The sequence below is a fragment of the Alteromonas macleodii ATCC 27126 genome (assembly GCF_000172635.2).
Lineage (GTDB): Bacteria > Pseudomonadota > Gammaproteobacteria > Enterobacterales > Alteromonadaceae > Alteromonas > Alteromonas macleodii.
Map to the genome: position 1 here is coordinate 3,446,649 of NC_018632.1, position 21,788 is coordinate 3,468,436.

Consider the following 21,788-nt stretch of genomic DNA (forward strand, 5'->3'; position numbering starts at 1 on the left):
CTGGAATCCTCTAATAATAAAATAACGACAAGAAAGGCGCACGCCGCGAGCAATACCGCTCGCAGGCATAAAAGACGTCTAATAATGTTGTGATACGCAAACCTAGGCGCATCTACACGCAACGCATACCTTGCCCAGTCAAAAGGTTGAAGGAGTTAAGAGATGAGTTTATATAATCCCAATGATTCCCGGGACAACTGTGGGTTTGGCTTAATCGCTCACACTCATGGGGAAGCCAGTCATGAATTGGTAACTACTGCAATACACGGTCTTGACCGTATGCAGCATCGTGGCGGTATCGCCGCCGACGGGAAAACCGGTGACGGCTGTGGTTTATTACTACAGAAACCGGATGCGTTCTTCCATGCAATCGCCGAAGAAAATGGCTGGAAACTCAGCAAAAAATACGGCGTGGGCATGATTTTCTTAAGTCAGGACCCGGTACTTGCGCAAGCCGCGCGTGAAGTACTTAATGAAGAACTAGAAAAAGAAACACTTTCAGTAGTGGGTTGGCGCGAAGTGCCTGTCGACCACTCAGTACTGGGTGAATTAGCGCTAACGGGTGTTCCACAAATTGAACAGGTATTTGTGAACGCGCCAGCAGGTTGGAGAAAACGCGACCTTGAGCGTCGTTTGTATATGATCCGCCGCCGCGCTGAAAAACGTCTTGAGAAAGATCCCGATTTTTACGTAGCTTGTTTGTCGGGCTTGGTAACGATCTACAAAGGCTTGGTAATGCCAAAAGATTTACCCGCCTTTTATCACGATCTTGCCGATGAGCGTATGCAAAGCGCAATTTGCGTTTTCCACCAACGCTTTTCAACAAATACACTACCACGCTGGCCGCTTGCTCAGCCTTTCCGCTTCCTTGCGCACAACGGTGAAATTAACACCATTAAAGGAAACCGCGACTGGGCCATGGCACGTGCTGCTAAATTCGCAACGCCACTTATTCCAGATCTTAAAGATGCAGCCCCTTTCGTTAATACTGAAGGATCGGACTCATCCTCGCTGGATAACATGCTGGAGCTATTCTTAGCCGGCGGTATGGATTTATTCCGTGCTATGCGGTTACTTGTTCCACCCGCCTATCAAAACAACAAGACCATGGACGATGATCTTCGTGCATTTTACGAGTTCAACTCTATGCACATGGAACCATGGGATGGCCCAGCGGGTATCGTTTTAACTAACGGTCGCCACGTTGCCTGTAACCTTGATAGAAATGGTCTACGTCCTGCACGTTACGTTATTACTAAGAACGGTTTCATTACCCTAGCCTCAGAAGTAGGTATCTGGGATTACGAGCAAGCTGACGTAATTGAAAAAGGCCGTGTAGGCCCAGGTGAAATGCTTGCTGTAGACACTTACACAGGCAAAATCTGGCGCTCTACTGAAATTGATGAAGACTTAAAAGCACGTCACCCTTATAAAGAGTGGCTAGATAAGCATATTCGTCGACTTACACCAATTGAAAAGCTTGATGCGTCATTAATTGGTAAACGCGTGTTTGACGACGATGCCATGGCGGTGTACCACAAGCTACACGCCTACAGCTATGAAGAAATTCAACAAGTTGTAAAAGTACTCGCGAAAGACGGTCAAGAAGCCGTTGGTTCAATGGGTGATGACACGCCAATGGCGGTTATGTCCTCGCGTCAACGTACGGTTTACGACTATTTCCGTCAGCAATTCGCACAGGTTACTAACCCGCCTATCGACCCGCTACGTGAAAACCACGTTATGTCGTTGGCAACCTGTATTGGCCGCGAGCAAAACGTATTTAGCGAAACCTCAGGTTACGCTGACCGCGTATTGTTTGACTCGCCAGTGCTAATGTATACCGACCTTAAGCAACTGCGCGAATTTAACCCAGACAACTACTACTCAGAAGTCGTGGAGCTTCAGTATGCGCCGCAAGAAGGTTTGAAGAAAGCCATCGAGCGCGTGTGTAACGAAGTCGAGATGCTGGTTAAAAACAAGCGTGCTGCGTTCGTTATTCTGTCTGACAGAAACATTAAACAAAATCGCTTGGTTATCCCTGCAGCAATGGCAGTTGGTGCGGTACAACGTCGCTTAGTTGAAAAGTCATTACGCTGCGATGCTAACGTTGTTGTTGAGACAGCAAGTGCCCGCGATCCACACCATTTCGCGGTGTTGATTGGCTTAGGTGCCACTGCGGTTTACCCATTCCTAGCATATGAAACTATTGAGCAGCTTTGTGAAAAAGGCGAGCTAGATATTTCTCCTATGCAGGCCACGTTGAACTACCGTAAGGGTATCAACAAAGGCTTGTACAAAATCATGTCGAAAATGGGTATTAGCACTGTTGCTAGCTACCGTAGCTCTAAACTGTTTGAAGCAGTGGGTATTAACAACGAAGTGATGAAGTTATGCTTTAAAGGTGTGACCTCACGCATTCAAGGTGCGGGCTTCGATGATTTCCAGCAAGATCTTATCAACCTAAACCGTATTGCTTGGCTTAAGCGTAAATCTGTCGATCACGGCGGCTTGCTTAAATACGTGCACGGTGGCGAATATCACGCCTATAACCCAGACGTAGTCAGTACGCTTCAAAAGGCTGTGGTGTCTGGTAACTACGACGACTACCAGCAATATGCAAAGCTTGTTAACGAGCGTGCGCCTGCGCACATTCGCGACTTGCTAGCTATAAACCCTGATTGCGACCCTATTGATATTAGTGAAGTAGAAGCACCGGAAAACTTATTCCCACGCTTTGATACTGCGGCAATGTCAATTGGTGCACTAAGCCCTGAAGCGCATGAAGCGCTAGCGATTGCCATGAACCGCCTGGGCGGTCAGTCTAACTCTGGGGAAGGTGGCGAACACCCTTCTCGCTTTGGAACTGAAAAGAACTCTAAAATTAAGCAGGTGGCTTCAGGTCGCTTTGGTGTAACGCCTCACTATTTGGTTAACGCAAACGTTATTCAAATTAAAGTGGCGCAGGGTGCAAAACCGGGTGAAGGCGGTCAGCTTCCTGGCGATAAGGTAAATAAATACATCGCACAGCTACGTTTCTCTGTGCCGGGTGTAACCCTTATTTCACCACCACCACACCACGATATTTACTCAATTGAAGATTTGGCACAGCTAATTTTCGATTTGAAACAGGTTAATCCAACGGCACTTATATCCGTTAAGCTAGTATCTGAGCCGGGTGTTGGCACCATTGCAACAGGTGTAGCGAAAGCCTATGCCGACCTTATCACCGTTTCAGGTTACGACGGCGGTACAGGTGCAAGCCCGCTAACATCAGTTAAATATGCGGGTAGTCCGTTCGAGCTTGGCTTATCTGAAACTCAGCAAGCACTTATTGAAAACGGCTTACGTCATAAAGTACGCGTTCAAACCGACGGCGGGTTGAAAACAGGCTTAGACGTAGTAAAAGCCGGTATTTTAGGTGCTGAGAGCTTTGGTTTTGGTACAGGTCCAATGGTTGCGTTAGGCTGTAAATATTTGCGTATTTGCCACTTGAACAACTGTGCGACCGGTGTTGCGACGCAGGATCAAAAACTGCGTGACGACCACTTCATTGGCTTACCTGATATGGTAATGAACTACTTCAAGTTTATTGCTCAAGAAGTGCGTGAAATCATGGCGTCTATGGGTATTGCTAAGTTCGACGACCTTGTTGGTCGCACAGAGCTACTTAAAGTTTTAGATGGCATTACCGCTAAGCAAAACCGTTTAGATTTGTCTCCGTTGCTAGCGCAGCCTAAAGCAGGCGACCATACGCGCTTATTCTGCTCACAAACGACCAACGCACCTATCGATAAAGGTGAATTGAACGCGCAGATGCTTAAAGACGGCCAGCAAGCGGTTGTTGACGGTAAATCTATTACCCTTAAATACCCAATCCGCAATACGGATCGCTCTGTCGGCGCATTGCTATCAGGTGAAATCGCTAAACACCACGGTAACCACGACTTTGAAGATACACCTATCAAAGTTGAACTTACCGGTACAGCGGGTCAGAGCTTCGGTGTGTGGAACGCTGGCGGCCTGCATATGCACCTTGAAGGTGATGCCAACGATTATGTAGGTAAAGGGATGACCGGCGGTAAGCTTGTTATTCACCCACCACGCAATATCTCTTACGACGCCCACGACAGCGCCATTATGGGTAACACCTGCCTTTACGGTGCAACAGGCGGTAAGCTGTTTGCTGCTGGCCGTGCTGGCGAGCGCTTTGGCGTACGTAACTCTGGTGCTATTGCGGTAGTTGAAGGCATTGGCGATAACGGCTGTGAATATATGACAGGCGGTATCGTGGCTGTACTTGGTCCGGTTGGTGTTAACTTCGGTGCAGGTATGACTGGTGGTTTTGCTTATCTTATGGATGATGGCGACGACCTTGATAACCGTGTAAATGCCGAACTGGTCGATGTAATGCCAATTGAAGATAAAGCGATTCTTGCTGAGCACTTACGTGGCTTAATTAATCAGCATTACGAAGAAACAGGAAGCGAGCACTCGTTGTCGTTGCTTACTGATTTCGCCGCAACGCTGAAACGCTTCAAGCTTATTAAGCCAAAAACCAGTGATGTGAAAAACTTGCTTGGTCACATCAGTCGTTCAAGTGCTGAATTACGCATTCAGGCTCAGTAGGAGGATTTAGTTTATGGCAAAGAACGTATATCAATTTGTCGATGTTGAACGTATCGATCCGCCGAAAAAGCCGATCATGGTACGTAAACAAGAGTTCGCGGAAATTTATCAACCGCTGAGCCAATCTCAAACCGAAGGCCAAGCAGATCGCTGCTTGGACTGCGGTAACCCATACTGTGAATGGAAGTGTCCTGTACACAACTATATTCCACAATGGTTAAGCCTGGCGAACGAAGGCCGTATTTTGGAAGCTGCGGAACTCTCTCATAAAACCAACAGTTTGCCGGAAGTATGCGGTCGCGTATGTCCACAGGACAGACTGTGCGAAGGTGCATGTACGCTGAATGATGATTTTGGCGCTGTTACCATTGGTAGTATTGAAAAATACATTACCGATACAGCATTCAAAATGGGCTGGCGCCCAGATATGTCTGACGTGGTATGGACCGACAAGAAAGTGGCGATTGTAGGTGCAGGCCCAGCTGGTCTTGCATGTGCTGATATTCTGGTTCGTAACGGCGTTAAACCTGTTGTTTACGACAAATACGAAGAAATTGGTGGCCTACTTACATTTGGTATCCCGTCTTTTAAATTAGAGAAAGACGTGATCAAGCTACGCCGCCAAATCTTTACCGAGATGGGTGTTGAGTTCGTACTTAACACTGAAATTGGTAAAGACATACAGTTCCAGGATTTGCTTGATAAATACGATGCTGTTTTCTTAGGCATGGGTACGTACAAGTCGATGCAAGGTGGTTTCGATAACGAAGAAGTTGAAGGCGTTCACGAAGCCTTACCTTTCCTTATCGCCAACACCAATCGCGTAATGGGCCTTGAAAAAGATCCTGCTGATTACATTGATATGAAAGGCAAGCGCGTCGTTGTATTAGGTGGTGGTGATACCACCATGGACTGTGTTCGTACGTCAATTCGCCAAGGCGCTGCCCAAGTTACCTGTGCATACCGCCGTGACGAAGAAAGCATGCCAGGCTCTCGCCGCGAAGTTGTTAATGCGAAAGAAGAAGGGGTTGAGTTTAAATTCAATCTTCAGCCGCTAGACATTGCAGTAGATGAAAACGGTAAGGCATGTGGTGTTAAGCTGGTTAAAACCGAAATGGGGCCACCGGATGCCAATGGTCGCCGCCGCCCTGTTGAAGTGGAAGGTTCAGAGCACGTACTAGAAGCAGACGCGGTAATTATCGCCTTCGGCTTCCAGCCCAGCCCTGCGCCATGGTTTGCTGACTTCGGCATTATGCTTGATGAAAAAGGTCGCGTACGCGCGCCATCTGCTGGCAAATTTGCTTACCAGACCTCTCACCCGCAAGTCTTTGCCGGTGGCGATATGGTACGTGGTAGTGACTTGGTTGTTACTGCTATCGACGAAGGCCGTAAAGCCGCAGAAGGGATTATGGACTATATTGGCGTTTAACCTTCGCTAACTAAGGCCTATTGTCCATTCACGAAAAGCTCGATAGTTCTGCTATCGAGCTTTTTTTATTTAAAACTAAAGAGATACGATTTACATTAGATAGAATAATTGAATAAAGAGATGACATCATGAGATTGCGGACAGGGCTACTTTACGGGTTATTTTTAGTTTCCGTTTCATATTGCGCCCAGGCAGAGGAAAGTAACGCACTTACCACTCGCTCGGCTAAAGCAGTGTTCGCAGACTACTTGGAATATCTCACGCTACCCAACGTTGCAACGCAATCAGCAACTGATATAGAAAAGGTTGCGCGTTGGACGGCAACGAAATACAGCGAGTATGGTTTTAATACTCAGCTGCTGGAAAACAACGGCATGCCGATGCTGTATGCTGATTACATGCTAGCTGGGAAAAATGCCCCTACCCTGCTTTTTTATGTACATATGGATGGTCAACCGGTTAACGCTGAGTTGTGGGAACAAGACAGCCCTTGGCAGCCCGTTCTAAAAATCGAAGAAAATGACAGCTGGGTTGAAAAACCACTCTCTTTACTCGATAAAGACTATGACCCTAATTGGCGTATTTTTGCGCGCTCGGCATCTCACGACAAAGCCCCAATTATGATGTTACTAGCAGCCATAAACTCACTTTCGACGAATAAGGTGACGCCATCAGTTAATATCAAAGTGCTCCTTGATTCAAACGAGGAAGGTGGCTCTCCTACCCTCGCAAAAGTGATAGAAAAAAACAAAGCGCAGCTTTCTGCAGATGCCGTAGTAATGTTAGACGGTCCCATGCATCCATCCAACGCTTCTACCGTAGTTTTCGGTCATCGCGGTGCGACACTGGTTAAGCTCACTGTTTTCGGACCAAACTCTGATAGCCATAGTACGCACTTTGGCAACTACATTCAAAACCCCGCTTTTATGCTCTCAACACTCTTAGCAGGGATGAAAAATGAAAATGGCAAGGTGACTATTCCTAATTATTACGGAGACGCTCCTCTGTCAGAAGAAACAAAACAGGTGCTTCGAGACATTCCTATTGATGAAACTGCACTATTGGCACGCCTTGGGGTAGCAAAGTCAGAGTCTGTAGGTGGCAACTACTATGAATCCATTAGTCTTCCGTCTCTAAATATCAATGGATTGAGCGCTGCAAGCACAACAGCAGTAAGGACAATCATTCCGGCTAGCGCTACAGCGTCCATCGATATTAGAACTACAAAAGAGGCTCACTCGTCCAGACAAGTTAAGCTGTTAAAAGACTATATAACAGCTAAGGGATATCACATTGTGGACGAATTGCCATCAAAAGAAACCCGTCTAAAACATGAAAAACTCATTCTTATAGAAGTTAGCCCCGGCACTGCAGCACTACAAACGTCCCTCGATGAGCCAGTTGGTCTATGGGCGCAAAAGGCACTAGAATCTGTAAGCGATGAGAAGGTTGTAGTTATTCCAATGATGGGGGGTACTGTTCCAACCGCACCGCTAGTAAACAGTATAGAGAAGCCGGTAATTCTTATTCCATTAGTCAATGCTGATAACAATCAACACGCCCCTAATGAAAACTTACGTATAGGGAACTTTTACAGTGGAACAAATGCGCTGTATCAATTACTGACCACGCCTTATGACCAGTAATAGAGTTGTAGTGATGAAGTGATGCTTTAAACCAAAACCTATACGGAAAACCTCACTAATATACGTTAATAGACCAAGGTTTAGTTGAAGCGCGAGTGTTACGACTCTACTATCGTTTAAGCAATTAAAGACATCGCACATCGGGTGAAGAATCTATCTATGCAGCATTTAAACATTAAGAAACTTACATTGTGTCTAACATTAGCGATAGCAGCGAGCAATGCCAGCTTAGCTGATACCATTGCTGTCGACGCTTCATTAAATGCGCAAGTTAACGATCAAACTAAGAAACAAAGCGTCAACTCTTCACCTAGTAAGCCAAGCATCATCTCTTGCCCTTCTGATTTTCAGCAAATTAAGATTTCTGATGATGCAAGACAATGCCAAGCATTTGACGAAAGCAAGACAGCAGTAATGGTTTACCACTCTCCTCGCTCCCCGAGTGAATTACTGGATGTTTACCAAACGGCGCACCCCGCTTTAAAAACTCACACACCAGTTAGCGGCCGCACGTTGTTATCCTCAGAAGATAAAGGGGTCAGAGTAATAATCAGCCCAGATAATACTGGCTCTCAAGTGGATATTCTTGTTACATCCACAACGAAATGAGCCCTTTTAGCAAGACAACTAAAAAATCTACTCATGTTGGCATCTGCTTTGCAAAATCATCAATAACTACTCCACGGCAACAGTGAGTGTCATTTTTATGACGCTCAAACTGCAAACGGAGCCCAAGCTTTTTTCGATATAAACACTTTAGCGGGCTTCTTTATTATGCATTCCGTGGGCTTTAACTATTGAAATTTGCGAGGGTTACGATGGAATTGGCAATTATTCTAATGATGTTACTTATTGTCGTTGCACTGGGTGCCATAAAGTTGTCAGACGGCGGTGTCGCATTTCCATTTAGGCGAAAGCCGCAATTGTTCACCCCCGTTGAACACTCTTTTTTGAACCTTATCGAACAGGCTATGGGAAGAGAGTTTCGCATAGTGTGCCGTGTGCGTCTTAACGATTTAGTGGCGGTTCGCCAGTCTGCAAATAAAAAGACGGCAAGCCAAGCCATCAGCAGAGCTTCTAGCAGACAGCTCGACTTTGTATTAGTAGATAAACACGACATGAGTCCTGTTCTTGCTATCGACTTAGTTCATAGCCAAGGCAAAGATGGTTATAAATCACAAAAAGACTGGTTTGTAACCGGAGCACTTGATGCTGCCGGCCTTCCTCACGCAAGAATTAAAGTGAAGTCTGGTTATACCGTTGACGATATTCGCGAGTGTTTGGAAAACAAACTCATTCCTTATCGCCGTTTACAGCAAAAAATGGCACAGCTGCCAACGCATAATCCAGAGCCACCAAAGCGCCCGACTCGCCCAGTGCGTTCAAGCAGACCAGCTGCAGCTTAAGACATAACCCCACTTCCCCTGGCCTTTGTTGCTTTGCTATTTTCTTACTCTCAAATAGCGGTAACAGAGGCATTTTTCTGTCAGTTTACCCGTTTTCCTTATACAATTAACGCTTTCAGCAGCGTATTCACGCGTTAAATTCCCTCAACACCGTCGGTAAAGTTATGAAAAAAATTGGTATTTTAGGTGCAATGGACGAAGAAGTTGCGCTACTTAAAGCGTCACTTTGGAATGTAAAAGAAACCCAGTGGAAGCACCTGACGTTTTACGAAGGTACACTTAACGACATAGAAGTGGTGCTAGTAAAATGCGGTATTGGTAAAGTGGCTGCAGCAATTGCTACTACTGTACTTATCGAACAGTACGCCCCTGATGCTGTTGTCAATACCGGTTCTGCCGGAGGTTTCGACAAGAATCTAAACATCGGTGATTTAGTGATCGCCAGTCACGTTATTCACCATGATGCCGATTTAACCCATTTTGGCTACAAGCTCGGTCAATGCGCAGGTATGCCTGAAGATTTCCGTTGCGATACAAGGTTAATGGAAGCCGCTCGTAGTGCTGCCACAGGCATTACGTCGCTTCAGTCGACAACAGGTTTAATCTGTACGGGCGATGCGTTTATCGGTAGCGACGAAGCTGTAGCAGAACTGCGTGAAAACTTCCCAGACATGAAAGCGGTTGAGATGGAAGGTGCAGCTATAGGTCAAACTTGCCATATGCTCGACACGCCTTTCCTTGTCATTCGTTCATTGTCGGATATTGCAGGAAAAACGTCGTCAGTGAGCTTTAAAGAGTATCTAGACACTGCCGCTAAACACTCAGCACAATTAGTTATGGCAATGATTAAGGCTCTCGCAAAATAAGATGACAGAGGTAATTAGCGACCCGCAATACCAGTCGCTATTCGTACTTTGGCTGGCTATCGCCGTTGACGCATTATGGCGCTGGCCCCAAAGTACTCATCCATTAACGCTCATGCGCTACCTCGTTCAGCAAATGGGGCGCAAAGTGGTGCCCTCTCGCGAATACGGTAGGTCTCAGCACTATATTTCAGGCTCATTAGCCGCCCTAGTTCTTCTTGCGCCATTGGTAGTATGTGTTGCCATCTTGGTGTACATGGCCCAATACCCCGTATTCTTTGAGGCGATTATTCTTGTCGCACTGCTCGATTACGGTTACCAGCGTCAACAGTACAAAAAAGTGCTGGCGAGTGTGGGAAGAAATAAAAAATCCCTCGCACGTGAAATGGCGCAAACCATTACTGCACGTCAATGCGATTCACTTTCCGATATAGGAATTGCCAAAGCCGCGATAGAATCGCTATGGCTGAAGTTTCTTTATCTTTATTGCGGCGTCATTTTCTACTTTGTAGTGGCAGGCCCCATAGGCGCACTCATTTATCGATTGCTTTTGCTCACATCTTGGCAGTGGCATTACCGAACCCCTGCAATGACTTTCTTTGCCAAACCCGTACGCAAACTCGTTTACTTACTTAATGTGCCGCCCGCGGTCATTGGTGGTCTAGCAACACTACTGGTCAGCCATCCTATTAAAGGGTTTCGCGCCATAAAGCGCTCCCCAGTGAAAGATAAAACGTCGCTACTGCTTGCGCTTATGGGCGGTGTGCTTGATATTAAACTCGGCGGCCCAGCAATTTATGCCAACAAGAAGATTCGATACACCCGCGTGGGAGGCGCTAACGAGGTAAAGTACTCTCACATGTTGACAGCCAAAAATACCGTTACTCATGCCATGATTGCGGTTAGCGCCTTCGCATCGTTAGCTATGCTGGCAATGGCCGTGGCACAATAAAAACAGCAGATATGATGAAAACCATTTTTTTTGTAATTTTAAGCTATTTACCTCTTCTCACATTTGCTAACTCAGAATCAGATGCCGAGACAATACACCTAGCTCATTCAGATCAATTTGCTTCTGCCGATGTTGCACCAAGCTCGGAATCAAGCGCCTTATCAAATTCCGTCGAGCTAAAGATAGTCAGCCTTGCGCCCCACCTTACCGAATGGGCATTTAGTTTGGGCTTAGGCCCTAACCTTGTAGGTGTAAGCGACTATAGCGACTATCCTGACGCCGCGAAAAATATTAAGCGGGTGGCGGATTTTCAAGGTGCCGATATCGCTACCATTGTGGCGTTAGAACCTAATTTAATTCTTGCATGGGATGGAGGCAATAAGCCGCAAGATATCCATAAGCTTTCCTCGATGGGTCTAAACGTATTTAGCAGTAAGGTCGAAAATATCACTGATATAGCCAGCGAAATTAAAAGGCTTGGGGCACTTACAAATACGCAAAAGCAGGCGACCCAGCTCTCCAATGATTTTCTCAACGAACTAGCCGAACTTCGAAGTAAATACGACAAATCCTCGCTTATACCAGTATTTTATTATTCGTGGACTGCTCCACTTATGACCATCGGTCCCAACGCGTGGGGTAACCAACTGCTGAATGTGTGTGGTGCTCAAACATTATTTGCAGACAGCCCTGTAGACTATCCTCAAGTCGCATTAAAAGATGTACTTACTCGCCAACCTCATGCACTCATTGCGGCATCTAAAAGTACGCATTCAGAACTTGAGGTATTCTGGCGTGATCATCGCTCTTTCCTCAAAGCCCCCTTAATTGTTGTGGATCCAGACGTCACCAGTCGGTTTTCATTGCGATTAATAAATGAACTAAAAGTACTCTGTAAAGGTATTAAAGAAAGCGCATAAGCGTTATACTTAAGTCTAGACCTGCTGGGCTGTTTTCAATTGATACACACCGACTTGGCTCAATTTAAGCGCCTTTGTGTAACAGAATAAGAGCAGGTTCTAATCTTCTATAAAAAGGTAAGAGTTTTTATTCATGCGGATTGTTGTTGCGGGTTTTCTAGTTGTTATCAGTGTTGCATTGTTTGTGTCGCTTCAGTGCACAGCGAAAGCGACCGCGCAAGCCTCTGTTGCCGCATCACCATATCTTATCGAGCGAGTTGCGAACAACGACTGGCTCCTTATTGATGTTCGCTCTCCGCAAGAATTCGCCGATGGTCACATTCCTGGCGCAGTAAATATGCCCCATGAAAATATCAATGACTACCTTAGCGAATTAGAAGGCCACAAAAACAAGCCTATTATCATTTATTGTCGTTCAGGCAGAAGAGCCAAACTGGCAATGAAAGTATTGGAAGAACTCGATTTTTCTGAAGTCATGCATTTAGAAGGCGATATGTTAGGCTGGAGTGCCGCTGGCATGACAGTTGACCGAATGTAGACTCAATATTCCGCCTTCTCCTTCGTATTAGTCTTTGGCACTAAAGATGTTGTAAGTTCAACCTCTTGGCTGATTACTGTGTGTAACTGAGCCCCTGTGATACACTCTTTTTACTCGACGATTGTATGAAACACCCATGAAAATAGATATTGCTACTCCGGCCATGTTATTTCCGGCGATTTCTTTATTGCTTCTAGCCTATACCAATCGCTTTTTAACGCTTGCAACTATTATCCGAAACTTTTCAAAAGAAGAGAGAGATGAGAATACTCAAGCACAAATAAAAAACCTTCGATTACGTATTCAACTTATTAAGCGAATGCAAATAGCAGGTGTGGGTAGTTTTTTTCTTTGTGTAGTATCCATGCTAGCGATATACCTCACCTATCAACAGGTAGGAAACTGGGTGTTTGCTGCAAGTTTAGTATCACTTCTGTATTCACTATGGATGTCGGTAAGAGAAATATTGATATCAGTTGAAGCCTTGGATGTGCACCTTGACGGGATGAAAAACGCCCCGCGTAAAGAAAAAGTATGAAGCCCACAAATCATTTGAGCCACATAATTCAAAGTGATATCAGCTACGAGTCTCTAGCGCCTGAGTTTTTTGCAGGGGTGATTGCTCTTGGTAATCACGTGCACGGAGATAACTACCTAACCAACGAGCTACTTGCTGATTACTATGCAAAGAGCTTTGTTGGCAATACTAATGCTAGCTGGGTAGCCCTATACAAACAAAAAGTTGTTGGTTTCAGGCTCACCTTTGCGCATACGCAATGGGAAGCAGATGAGTGGTGCAGCCCTTCCCTTTGGCCAGTAGATCCAAATACCGTATGCTATTTCAAATGTAATACGGTAGACCCCGCAATGCAGGGCTGTGGAATTGGCAGCAGACTATTAAGTAAATCGATTGAATGTGCGCAAACTCAAGGCGCAGAAGCGGGTTTAGCACATATTTGGTTGGCAAGTCCGGGCAACAGCGCATTTAAGTACTTCACTAAAAATGGGGGGCAGCTTATAAAGAAGCACCCTAATAAGTGGCGCTACGCATCTATTCATGAAGGCTACGATTGCCCTGTATGCGAGGGTTATTGCGAGTGTGAAGGTGCGGAAATGCTACTTCAATTTCAAGCCCCATAAGTACGACACAGTTAATAACGTTTTCATTCTATGACCTACGATCCTCTTATTTCACGCGGCGTTTCATCAATGTTACCCGCGGCAAACAGCTACTGGCATGCCACACACAAACCACCAACACTGCCGCCTTTAAACAAGAAGGTAAACACTGAGTACCTCGTTATTGGTGGTGGTTATACCGGTCTTTCAGCTGCCATCACACTTGCTCAAGCGAAACAAGAAGTCACGCTACTTGATGCGAATTCACCGGGATTTGGCTGTGCGGGCCGGAACGGAGGCTTTATCCTCTCGGGTAGCGGCCGATTGAGCTTAAGCGCCATAGAGGACAAGTGGGGTCGCGACATCGCCAAAGCTATGCAGGGCGAGTTTGATGGCGCGGTACACCTGCTTAAACAACGTATTGCAGACTTTAATATGCAGGTCGATTTGGTAGAAGAACCATATTTAAAACTGGCGCATAACCCAAAGCAAGCCGAACTACTCCGTGCCAGTGCTAAGCATCTTGAGTCACACTTCAACGTACCGAGCTCTACACTTAGTGATAAAGACCTTACTGCGCGCTTTGGTATTGAAGGGGCGTATGGTGGCGTTGAGCTAAAGGGTGCATGCTTACACCCACTAAAATTAGTAAGCGAATATGCAAGAGTAGCAAAGGAGCTTGGAGCAACGCTTTTTTACGACTCGCCAGCCATTCGCATTGAAAAGCACAAGACCGGATATGTTGTCGCAACACCAAGCGGGTCAGTTTTGGCCAAACACATACTCATTGCTACTAATGCTTATACCCCTAAGCGCTTTCATGACAGCGTAGACAATAAGCAATTTCCTGTTCAATCGAGCATTTTTGTCACTGCGCCATTGAGTAGCGAACAGCGCGCAAAGTCTGGCCTAACCACGCCAATGAGCTTCATGGATACGCGGATGATGAAGTATTACTACCGTGTGCTGCCAGATGGCAGATTATTATTCGGCGGTCGTGGGGCCGTAAAAGGTAAAGATGCAGATAATGTTTCAGAGAAACAGCGCTTATATCGCGCGATGCTTAATAGTTTCCCTTCACTTAGCGGTATCGCCATGGATTATTTTTGGAGTGGTTGGGTAAGTGTATCGTTAGACAGTATGCCGCGGATTTTTATCGACAATAAGGTAAGCGGCAACAATTTAAACCGCTCTAGCGGTAATATCGGTTACGCCATGGGGTATTGCGGTTCGGGCGTTTCTTTTGCCGCGTTTGCAGGGCAACGACTTGCTCAACGTATGATGGGTAGCAATGACGTCGATTTATCGCTTCCCCTTTATCGTTCTCCTTTGAAAACCTACCCCTTTGCAAAAGCAAGAAGGCTAGCACTGCATGGCTTGTACCAATGGGCGAAAATAGCAGAACGCTAGTAATGGTTATAAATTACGATTCACTTTAATGTTAAGCATTGCATGCTGTCTATAAATTAGGCTATTTTAGGTATCTATTCTTTGACGGAGTCACCTCATGTCATATATCGATGCCTTTGCTGTAGCCGTTCCCACTGAAAATAAAGCGTTATACATTGAGCACGCCAAACTCGCCGGCGATATTTTTAAAGAGTATGGTGCGACTAAAATACTTGAAGCTTGGGGTGACGATGTCCCTGAAGGGGAAGTCACGTCTTTCCCGATGGCTGTTAAAGCCAAAGAAAATGAAACCGTGGTGTTTTCCATTGCATTTTGGCCTTCAAAAGAAGTGCGTGATACTGCTTGGAAAAAGGTGATGGAAGATCCTAGAATGCAGGAAAACGAAAACCCCATGCCTTTCGACGGTAAACGCCTTATTTACGGGGGCTTCGTACCAATGCTGGAATTATAAGACTATTAGTTTCAGCTATTTCATATCGTCTATTTTCGCTAACGCCGACGGCAAGTCTGCGGCTAACTTTTTGTACCGGCGGTATACGATAAAAACGACCACACTGTTTATCAAAAGCTGTGTCCCCCACAGCGTGAAGGTATTAAACATCAGTACATTAAATACGGCGAGTGCCAGCAATCCACACCACAAAGCAAAGCATCCATAGAGGCTAATTTTCCAGTAATGTAATTGCTGTTTTAATTGGTTTTGTTTAAACGCCAACATTGACTGAACGTCTAACGTCTGGACCTTCCACTGTTTTTGCCTTACCCAATATCCCCATGCCCCGAAGGCGGCGGGAATAGGTGTAAGTACCATGAAAAGCAAAAATTGATATGTGCTAAGTGGCTCGAACAACACCAAAGTTAAACACCACACAGAAACCGCTAGCCCGAGCACCAAATCAACGGCACCTTTTAGTTTAAGTTTGAATCTTGCGCTCTTGGTTTCTTTAATCAGTGAATCTGTATCTACTGAAGGGGTTGCATCCTTGTAGGCACTTTGCCACTGAGCGAGTTGCTTATCTAATTCGTTCATTTGCGTGCTGTTCTCGGCCATACTTAATTTTTCTTCGCTCAAGGCTCTTTTATTATCGCTCAAGGCTGTTGCTCCATTATCTGCGTTAGCTGTTGGCGGGCGCGGCTTACCCGCTTAGCGACGGCAGTCTCTTTAATACCTAACATATTAGCTATTTCCAGCTGACTGAAACCTTCTAAAAGCAATGCCAGTACCTGTCTGTACTTTATTTCTAGCTGACGTAAGCCTGTCATGAGATCCATCGCATTCTCTTGTAACGTGGCATCCCGAGATAAGCTGGCGCTGGTTGTGTGAGAAGAATCGAACTCGCCGTCATGGGTAAACTCTTTACGCCGCTGCTCTTTAATCACGTGATCGACCGCCTTGTTGTGCGCTACTTTGGCCACAAACGTTTTCACACTTGCCTCACCGCGAAAGCCACTATCACTGCCTTTTGAAGCTCCTTCAAAAGCGCGCCAAACCGCCAGTGACATTTCTTGTATTAGCTCATCTTGAAGTGATTTATTAGCCTCAAATGTTGCCGCAATACGCGCCATGAGCGGCGCGTATTCACTAAGCAGTTTTTCTATTTGAATGGTTTCTTTCACTGCATTTCCATTTTTATTATTTTTTAATTCCACGCTTTAAGTGAGCAGTTGAATTACGCTTCCTAGCTGATTAGCGAAATAAGCGCTGGTAAGCAACAAAGCACATACATGAAACAATAGGGCCAAACACCAATCCCGACAATGCGAAAGTATAGGGCGCAAGTGCAACTGTTAAGAAAATCATGGCACCTATTATCAACATCGGCTTATAAGCGCCCACTACTACAGCAATACTATTTGTAAAAGATGCTGGGATTGAGCGATGTTTTAAAATAAGCAACATAGGTACAAATAAAAGCAGTAAATTTATTGGTGTTGCCGAGCCCATCATTAGCCCGACCTTCCAAGCGGGTACATCTACTACAACACCATTTGCTAACGCCGCCACTGAATCTGCGCCCATTAACATAGCGCCAATTTGAAATTGGATCCACGCGATCACTGGCCCGGTCAAACTCCACAAAGCAACATTTGTCCATGAGCGCAGGGTTCCGCCCGACAATCTCACCTTGTTATTTTCTGCTAAGTTGGCAATGGCCAGCCACATCACGGTAGCCAGAAGCGGACCTACCCATTTCGATATGCCTAAGCCAATTGGCCCTGCTAGCGCTTGAATGAGCCCCGCGGCTAATAAGGTAACAAAAGAAAGCCCCAATAATCTAAAAGGTGCTTTTATAAAAAGCTGCCAACCCTCTTTCAGCCATGTGAACGCTTCCTTCGCAGGAAGGCTCTTGTTAGCTTGATGGTATGTTGCACGAGTTGAAGTTACCGTTGTCATGTTTTTATCCTTTGCATTGCGTAAGCGTTAGTATTGAGTTTCACTGTTGTTTCATCCCAGCCTGCTACGCGTTAACTGCTTATCGTACAGTTGGGTTCATTGATTGATTTTTCCCCTATAGACGATAGCGATTGCAAAAACCTGACAAACTTTTTCAAAAAAAAGCAAGAAAAATAAAAAAACCTTTAGCGACAATCACTTATAAACATTAAAGCCAATATCCCCCACTTTCAAATTTGGCTTGATGCTTAACTTTGTATGAGTAATTAGGGCCTTCTAAAAAAATAATCGCCCTACTATCCACTAGTACTTATATTTCAGGCAAAAAAAAGCCCGCTAAACTAAGCGGGCTTTTAAAAAACTATCAGAAAAACATTAGGCTAGCGTAATACGCGCAAACTTGCGTTTACCCACCTGATACACGTTTTCACCTTTTTCGGTGATTACTAAGCGGGTGTCTTCCACTTTATCGCCGTTAATTTTAACTGCGCCTTGCTTAATCATGCGCATAGCATCTGAAGTCGAACCTACAAGGTTAGCTTCTTTCAACAAATTACCAATGGCAATACCTTCATCGCTTAATGCAATTTCAAGCTCGGGCATGTCGTCAGGAATAGCGTTTTTCTGGAAACGTTGAATAAAGTCCTGATGCGCGCCTTCTGCCGCTGCGTCGTCATGGAAGCGAGCAATAATTTCTTTCGCTAGCATGATTTTAATATCACGTGGGTTTTCACCGTTCGCAACGCGAGTTTTAAGCTCAGCGATCTCTTCTAGCGGTCGGAAGCTTAGAAGGTCATAATAACGCCACATCAAATCATCAGAAATAGACATCACTTTACCAAACATATCGTTTGGCGCATCTGTAATACCAATGTAGTTGTTCAAAGACTTAGACATCTTCTGAACGCCGTCTAGACCTTCTAGAAGCGGAACCATTACAATAGATTGCTGCTTTTGGCCTTGTTCTTTTTGAAGTTCACGACCCATTAGTAAGTTAAAGCGTTGGTCTGTACCACCTAATTCAACGTCTGACTCTAGCGCAACAGAATCCCAACCTTGCACTAACGGATACAGAAACTCGTGAATAGCAATTGGCTGACCGTTGTTATAACGCTTTTTAAAGTCGTCACGCTCAAGCATACGTGCAACAGTCTGACTAGCCGCAAGTTTAATCATGCCTGCTGCGCCAAGGCCATCCATCCACTCTGAGTTAAAACGTATTTCCGTTTTATCTTCATCAAGGATCTTGAACACCTGTTCTTGATACGTTTTCGCGTTCTCTAATACCTGTTCTTTACTTAAAGGCTTGCGTGTTACATTTTTACCTGTAGGATCGCCAATTAGGCCAGTAAAATCGCCAATAAGAAAAACAACTTTGTGGCCTAGTTGCTGGAATGTACGCAACTTGTTGATCAACACAGTGTGACCAAGATGCAGATCAGGCGCAGTTGGATCAAAACCCGCTTTGATGGTTAGGGTTTTGCCGGATTTTAGTTTTTCAATTAAATCCTCTTCGGGGAGTATTTCATCAACGCCCCGTTTAATCTCAGCTAGCGCTGTTTGCCAATCTTTCATTTGTACGTCACACTCTTAAAAAAACTGTATATTCAATATTGGCGGGCATTTTACGCGTACAACGGAACCATTAAAAGGTTTGCGCGTCAAAAAACGGATTACAAACAGTCATGTTGTTAAACCCAACAGTTTTTAATGTGGGATTAGAGTGCTGAATTAACGGGGACTGTATTCAGTAATCTCAAGAAATAGTCTTCATGATAAGAGCTATTGGGTGTAACAATTTGCGCTAACAATATAATGAGAAAAGTTGCATTTTTAAGCAACGTATGTGAAATAGTGTTGTGCACATAACATTTCTCAGGTGGGCAGTAGTATGAGAAAGAAATTAGACGCTTCTAAAGCGCTCAATTTATTTAAAAAATTACCGAAACAGCACAGAACTGGGTTAGCAGTAGCTAGCTTATTTCTGGGTGGGCTTATTCTTTTTCCAAGTGAACCAGTAGAAGCCAGTCGCCATCAAGAAGCACACATTCTGGATGCGGGTGTCCGCTATCCGGTGGAGCTTCATATTGCGCCGTCAACTAACGTATTTTCTGGTGAAGAAGAATCTTCATGGCAGACGTACAAGGTGCGCAGTGGCGATACATTAGCAAAGCTATTTAAGCGTGCTGGCTTCACTTCGCGTGACGTATATAACGTAACGCAGGCAGGAGAACTAACAAAAACGCTGGTTACTTTATTGCCCGGCGATGAACTATCGTTTAAAGCGAATAAAGACGGCAGCTTCGGCGAGCTAAAGTACAAATTGTCTTCGACTGAAACCCTGTTTGTACGTCCAGAATCGTCGGATGAGAACAGCGCCTTAACCGCTGAGCTTGAAAAGCGAGATGTAGACATTCGCTACAACTTCGCCCAAGGTGAAATTCACTCAAGCTTTTGGAACGCCGCCAGTGATGCAGGCTTAACCAGCAACCAAATTATGAATTTGGCGGGTATTTTCGGCTGGGATATCGACTTCGCCATTGAGATCCGTTCTGGCGATACGTTCAACGTAGTATTCGAAGAGCAATACATCGACGGTGAATTTGTCGGTTACGGCGACATCGTTGCAGCGGAGTTTACCAACCAAGGCGAGCATTTTAGCGCTATTCTTCACGAAGATGGCACATACTACACGCCTGAAGGGCGCAGTATGCGTAAGAGCTTCCTGCGTGCGCCAGTGAATTTTAGATATGTAAGCTCTAACTTCACAAAAGCTCGCTTCCACCCCGTGCAAAAGCGTTGGAAAGCGCACCGCGGTACAGATTATGTTGCTGCGGTTGGTACGCCAATTATGGCTGCGGGTGACGGTAAGGTAATTAAAGCCGGATACGATAAATATAACGGTCACCATGTTTTCATTCAGCATGGCGAGAAATACACAACCAAATATCTTCACTTTAAAAAGCGTGCAGTGAAAGTGGGAGATACGGTTAAGCAAGGCCAAACCGTGGGCTATTTAGGTAGTTCAGGTATGGTTACTGGCGCCCATCTTCACTATGAGTTTTTAGTGGATGGTGTTCACCGAAACCCACGAACGGTAGAACTACCGAAGGCGCTTCCTATTGCTAAGGAAGAGAAAGAAAGGTTTATGGAAATTGCCGCAATACGCCAAGAGCAGCTAGATAATAACAAGCGCATTATGCTTGCAATGAAATAGCGACGACTAAATGGCAAAATATATTGGCCTGATGTCAGGTACTAGCATGGACGGCGTCGACGCCGTCCTGTGCGACATCTCGCAAACGTCTTGCACCACCCTCGCCGCCCATTCAATTCCTTATTCTGCCGAATTACTTACTGCACTCAATGCACTTTGTAGTGAAGGTCCTGATGAACTTAACAGTTTGGCCATCGCTGATAGACTGGTTGCTGAAACCTTTGCAAAGGTCACCTTAGCGCTGCTTGAGAAAAACAACCTACATCCTTCGGATATTACGGCTATTGGCTCGCACGGCCAAACCGTACGTCATCATCCGAATTCCGATGTATTGTCAGCACACTTTGCAGAATCATCCATACGCGGCTTCACCTGTCAAATAGGCGATCCTAATACCATCGCTGTTCTTACCGGCATTGATGTTATTGCCGACTTTAGGCGCAAAGATATTGCCCTTGGTGGTCAAGGAGCTCCCTTAGTGCCCGCTTTTCACAATGCAGTATTTGCCAGTGATGATAAACACCGAGCACTCGTTAACATTGGCGGTATAGCAAACGTTTCACTGCTTGCGCCAAAACAAGATGCTTCGCCACCTAAAGGGTTTGATACCGGACCCGGTAACACCTTGATGGATCAGTGGATAAGTCTTCATTTAAATAAAAGCTTTGATAAAGATGGAGCATGGGCTGCGTCAGGGCATTGTCACTCAGGTCTGTTAGACAGGCTCTTACTGGATGATTACTTCGCTTTGCCTGCGCCTAAAAGTACTGGCAGAGAGTATTTCAATATTAATTGGTTAAGCAATGCGCTCGCCGAATACTTCCCTTCTAGTGCAGAGCTGCAAAGCGAAGAAAAGAACAATAATTTAGCCCCTAAAGACGTGCAAGCATCCTTACTTTCGCTAACAGGTAGCACTATCGCTCAGGAAATTGTGAAGCATTTTCCTAAAACAAATAAAGAAGGCGCAAAAAGCGAAGTTATAGTGTGTGGCGGTGGCGCTTTCAATAAAGCATTAATGCATAACTTGAGCAATGCTTTAAGTGATTATGTAGTAACAGACAGCCATGCTCTGGGCATCCATCCACAGCACGTTGAAGGCGCAGCATTTGCGTGGTTTGCACATGCGTATATGAATGATATTCCAGGCAACGTGCCTGAAGTCACAGGGGCTTCGAAAGCCACGGTACTCGGAGCGTTATATAAAAAAGCATAAGGGCGACAGGCTATCACCCTCAAACGCTTTATTGGTTCTGTTTATAAAAGC

19 protein-coding genes are annotated in these 21,788 nt (G+C 45.3%); 15 read left to right on the forward strand and 4 right to left on the reverse strand.

Going from position 1 to position 21,788, the window contains the following annotated elements:
* The first annotated feature begins 162 nt into the window (after window positions 1–162).
* From gltB to MASE_RS14830, 13 genes are all read left to right on the forward strand, one after another.
* Entirely contained in the window at window positions 163–4,629 is a 4,467-nt protein-coding gene (gltB, locus tag MASE_RS14770; RefSeq protein ID WP_014950543.1) for a glutamate synthase large subunit, read from the forward strand.
* A 13-nt stretch (window positions 4,630–4,642) separates the two neighbouring features.
* On the forward strand, window positions 4,643–6,058 hold the full coding sequence (locus MASE_RS14775) for an FAD-dependent oxidoreductase (protein WP_014950544.1): 1,416 nt from the start codon (window positions 4,643–4,645) through the stop codon (window positions 6,056–6,058).
* A gap of 128 nt (window positions 6,059–6,186) precedes the next feature.
* Window positions 6,187–7,704, forward strand: coding sequence for a M20/M25/M40 family metallo-hydrolase (locus tag MASE_RS14780; protein WP_014950545.1), 1,518 nt, complete (start codon window positions 6,187–6,189; stop codon window positions 7,702–7,704).
* A 159-nt stretch (window positions 7,705–7,863) separates the two neighbouring features.
* A complete protein-coding gene (locus MASE_RS14785) occupies window positions 7,864–8,313 on the forward strand; it encodes a hypothetical protein (protein WP_014950546.1) in 450 nt (149 codons plus the stop codon).
* A 209-nt stretch (window positions 8,314–8,522) separates the two neighbouring features.
* A complete protein-coding gene (locus MASE_RS14790; protein WP_014950547.1) occupies window positions 8,523–9,110 on the forward strand; it encodes a DUF2726 domain-containing protein in 588 nt (195 codons plus the stop codon).
* Window positions 9,111–9,274: 164 nt separating this feature from the next.
* The gene (locus MASE_RS14795) at window positions 9,275–9,976 is read left to right on the forward strand and encodes a 5'-methylthioadenosine/adenosylhomocysteine nucleosidase (protein ID WP_014950548.1); all 702 of its coding nucleotides are present in this window, start codon (window positions 9,275–9,277) and stop codon (window positions 9,974–9,976) included.
* Between the two features lies 1 nt (window position 9,977).
* Window positions 9,978–10,925 (forward strand): cobalamin biosynthesis protein CobD/CbiB, encoded by a 948-nt coding sequence (locus tag MASE_RS14800; RefSeq protein ID WP_014950549.1) that lies wholly within the window; start codon window positions 9,978–9,980, stop codon window positions 10,923–10,925.
* A gap of 14 nt (window positions 10,926–10,939) precedes the next feature.
* Entirely contained in the window at window positions 10,940–11,845 is a 906-nt protein-coding gene (locus tag MASE_RS14805; protein ID WP_014950550.1) for a cobalamin-binding protein, read from the forward strand.
* Between the two features lie 133 nt (window positions 11,846–11,978).
* Complete coding sequence (locus MASE_RS14810; RefSeq protein WP_014950551.1) at window positions 11,979–12,383, forward strand: rhodanese-like domain-containing protein; 405 nt, start codon at window positions 11,979–11,981, stop codon at window positions 12,381–12,383.
* Window positions 12,384–12,519: 136 nt separating this feature from the next.
* Window positions 12,520–12,921, forward strand: a complete 402-nt coding sequence (locus tag MASE_RS14815; RefSeq protein ID WP_014950552.1) for a DUF2721 domain-containing protein — start codon at window positions 12,520–12,522, stop codon at window positions 12,919–12,921.
* The gene (locus MASE_RS14820; protein WP_014950553.1) at window positions 12,918–13,523 is read left to right on the forward strand and encodes a GNAT family N-acetyltransferase; all 606 of its coding nucleotides are present in this window, start codon (window positions 12,918–12,920) and stop codon (window positions 13,521–13,523) included. Before MASE_RS14815 ends, MASE_RS14820 begins: the two co-directional genes overlap by 4 nt.
* A 30-nt stretch (window positions 13,524–13,553) precedes the next feature.
* Window positions 13,554–14,912 (forward strand): FAD-dependent oxidoreductase, encoded by a 1,359-nt coding sequence (locus MASE_RS14825; protein WP_014950554.1) that lies wholly within the window; start codon window positions 13,554–13,556, stop codon window positions 14,910–14,912.
* Window positions 14,913–15,009: 97 nt separating this feature from the next.
* Window positions 15,010–15,363: a DUF1428 domain-containing protein gene (locus tag MASE_RS14830; RefSeq protein WP_014950555.1), complete on the forward strand. Its 354-nt coding sequence runs from the start codon at window positions 15,010–15,012 to the stop codon at window positions 15,361–15,363.
* 15 nt (window positions 15,364–15,378) lie between these two features.
* Here MASE_RS14830 and MASE_RS14835 read toward each other — a convergent pair whose 3' ends face one another.
* The 4 genes from MASE_RS14835 to tyrS all read right to left on the reverse strand — a co-directional run bounded on the left by MASE_RS14835 (window position 15,379) and on the right by tyrS (window position 18,882).
* Window positions 15,379–16,005 carry a hypothetical protein gene (locus tag MASE_RS14835; protein ID WP_014950556.1) on the reverse strand — a complete coding sequence of 209 codons (627 nt, stop codon included), beginning with the start codon at window positions 16,003–16,005 and terminating at the stop codon, window positions 15,379–15,381.
* On the reverse strand, window positions 16,002–16,529 hold the full coding sequence (locus tag MASE_RS14840; RefSeq protein WP_014950557.1) for an RNA polymerase sigma factor: 528 nt from the start codon (window positions 16,527–16,529) through the stop codon (window positions 16,002–16,004). Before MASE_RS14840 ends, MASE_RS14835 begins: the two co-directional genes overlap by 4 nt.
* Before the next feature lie 70 nt (window positions 16,530–16,599).
* On the reverse strand, window positions 16,600–17,307 hold the full coding sequence (locus MASE_RS14845; RefSeq protein ID WP_014950558.1) for a hypothetical protein: 708 nt from the start codon (window positions 17,305–17,307) through the stop codon (window positions 16,600–16,602).
* 375 nt (window positions 17,308–17,682) lie between these two features.
* A complete protein-coding gene (gene tyrS / locus MASE_RS14850) occupies window positions 17,683–18,882 on the reverse strand; it encodes a tyrosine--tRNA ligase (protein WP_014950559.1) in 1,200 nt (399 codons plus the stop codon).
* Between the two features lie 316 nt (window positions 18,883–19,198).
* Here tyrS and MASE_RS14855 point away from each other — a divergent pair, with 316 nt between their 5' ends.
* Both MASE_RS14855 and MASE_RS14860 read left to right on the forward strand, forming a co-directional pair.
* Complete coding sequence (locus MASE_RS14855) at window positions 19,199–20,524, forward strand: OapA family protein (protein WP_014950560.1); 1,326 nt, start codon at window positions 19,199–19,201, stop codon at window positions 20,522–20,524.
* A gap of 10 nt (window positions 20,525–20,534) precedes the next feature.
* Window positions 20,535–21,737, forward strand: a complete 1,203-nt coding sequence (locus tag MASE_RS14860) for an anhydro-N-acetylmuramic acid kinase (RefSeq protein WP_014950561.1) — start codon at window positions 20,535–20,537, stop codon at window positions 21,735–21,737.
* Window positions 21,738–21,788: the final 51 nt, after the last annotated feature.

Bases quoted from the DNA above. Each gene is read 5' to 3' on its own strand.
- MASE_RS14780 (WP_014950545.1), top strand. From the start codon at position 6,187: ATGAGATTGCGGACAGGGCTACTTTACGGGTTATTTTTAGTTTCCGTT.
- tyrS (WP_014950559.1), bottom strand. From the start codon at position 18,882: ATGAAAGATTGGCAAACAGCGCTAGCTGAGATTAAACGGGGCGTTGAT.
- MASE_RS14795 (WP_014950548.1), top strand. From the start codon at position 9,275: ATGAAAAAAATTGGTATTTTAGGTGCAATGGACGAAGAAGTTGCGCTA.
- MASE_RS14785 (WP_014950546.1), top strand. From the start codon at position 7,864: ATGCAGCATTTAAACATTAAGAAACTTACATTGTGTCTAACATTAGCG.
- MASE_RS14775 (WP_014950544.1), top strand. From the start codon at position 4,643: ATGGCAAAGAACGTATATCAATTTGTCGATGTTGAACGTATCGATCCG.
- MASE_RS14855 (WP_014950560.1), top strand. From the start codon at position 19,199: ATGAGAAAGAAATTAGACGCTTCTAAAGCGCTCAATTTATTTAAAAAA.
- MASE_RS14820 (WP_014950553.1), top strand. From the start codon at position 12,918: ATGAAGCCCACAAATCATTTGAGCCACATAATTCAAAGTGATATCAGC.
- MASE_RS14800 (WP_014950549.1), top strand. From the start codon at position 9,978: ATGACAGAGGTAATTAGCGACCCGCAATACCAGTCGCTATTCGTACTT.
- MASE_RS14825 (WP_014950554.1), top strand. From the start codon at position 13,554: ATGACCTACGATCCTCTTATTTCACGCGGCGTTTCATCAATGTTACCC.
- MASE_RS14815 (WP_014950552.1), top strand. From the start codon at position 12,520: ATGAAAATAGATATTGCTACTCCGGCCATGTTATTTCCGGCGATTTCT.
- MASE_RS14810 (WP_014950551.1), top strand. From the start codon at position 11,979: ATGCGGATTGTTGTTGCGGGTTTTCTAGTTGTTATCAGTGTTGCATTG.
- MASE_RS14805 (WP_014950550.1), top strand. From the start codon at position 10,940: ATGAAAACCATTTTTTTTGTAATTTTAAGCTATTTACCTCTTCTCACA.
- MASE_RS14830 (WP_014950555.1), top strand. From the start codon at position 15,010: ATGTCATATATCGATGCCTTTGCTGTAGCCGTTCCCACTGAAAATAAA.
- MASE_RS14860 (WP_014950561.1), top strand. From the start codon at position 20,535: ATGGCAAAATATATTGGCCTGATGTCAGGTACTAGCATGGACGGCGTC.
- MASE_RS14790 (WP_014950547.1), top strand. From the start codon at position 8,523: ATGGAATTGGCAATTATTCTAATGATGTTACTTATTGTCGTTGCACTG.
- MASE_RS14845 (WP_014950558.1), bottom strand. From the start codon at position 17,307: ATGACAACGGTAACTTCAACTCGTGCAACATACCATCAAGCTAACAAG.
- gltB (WP_014950543.1), top strand. From the start codon at position 163: ATGAGTTTATATAATCCCAATGATTCCCGGGACAACTGTGGGTTTGGC.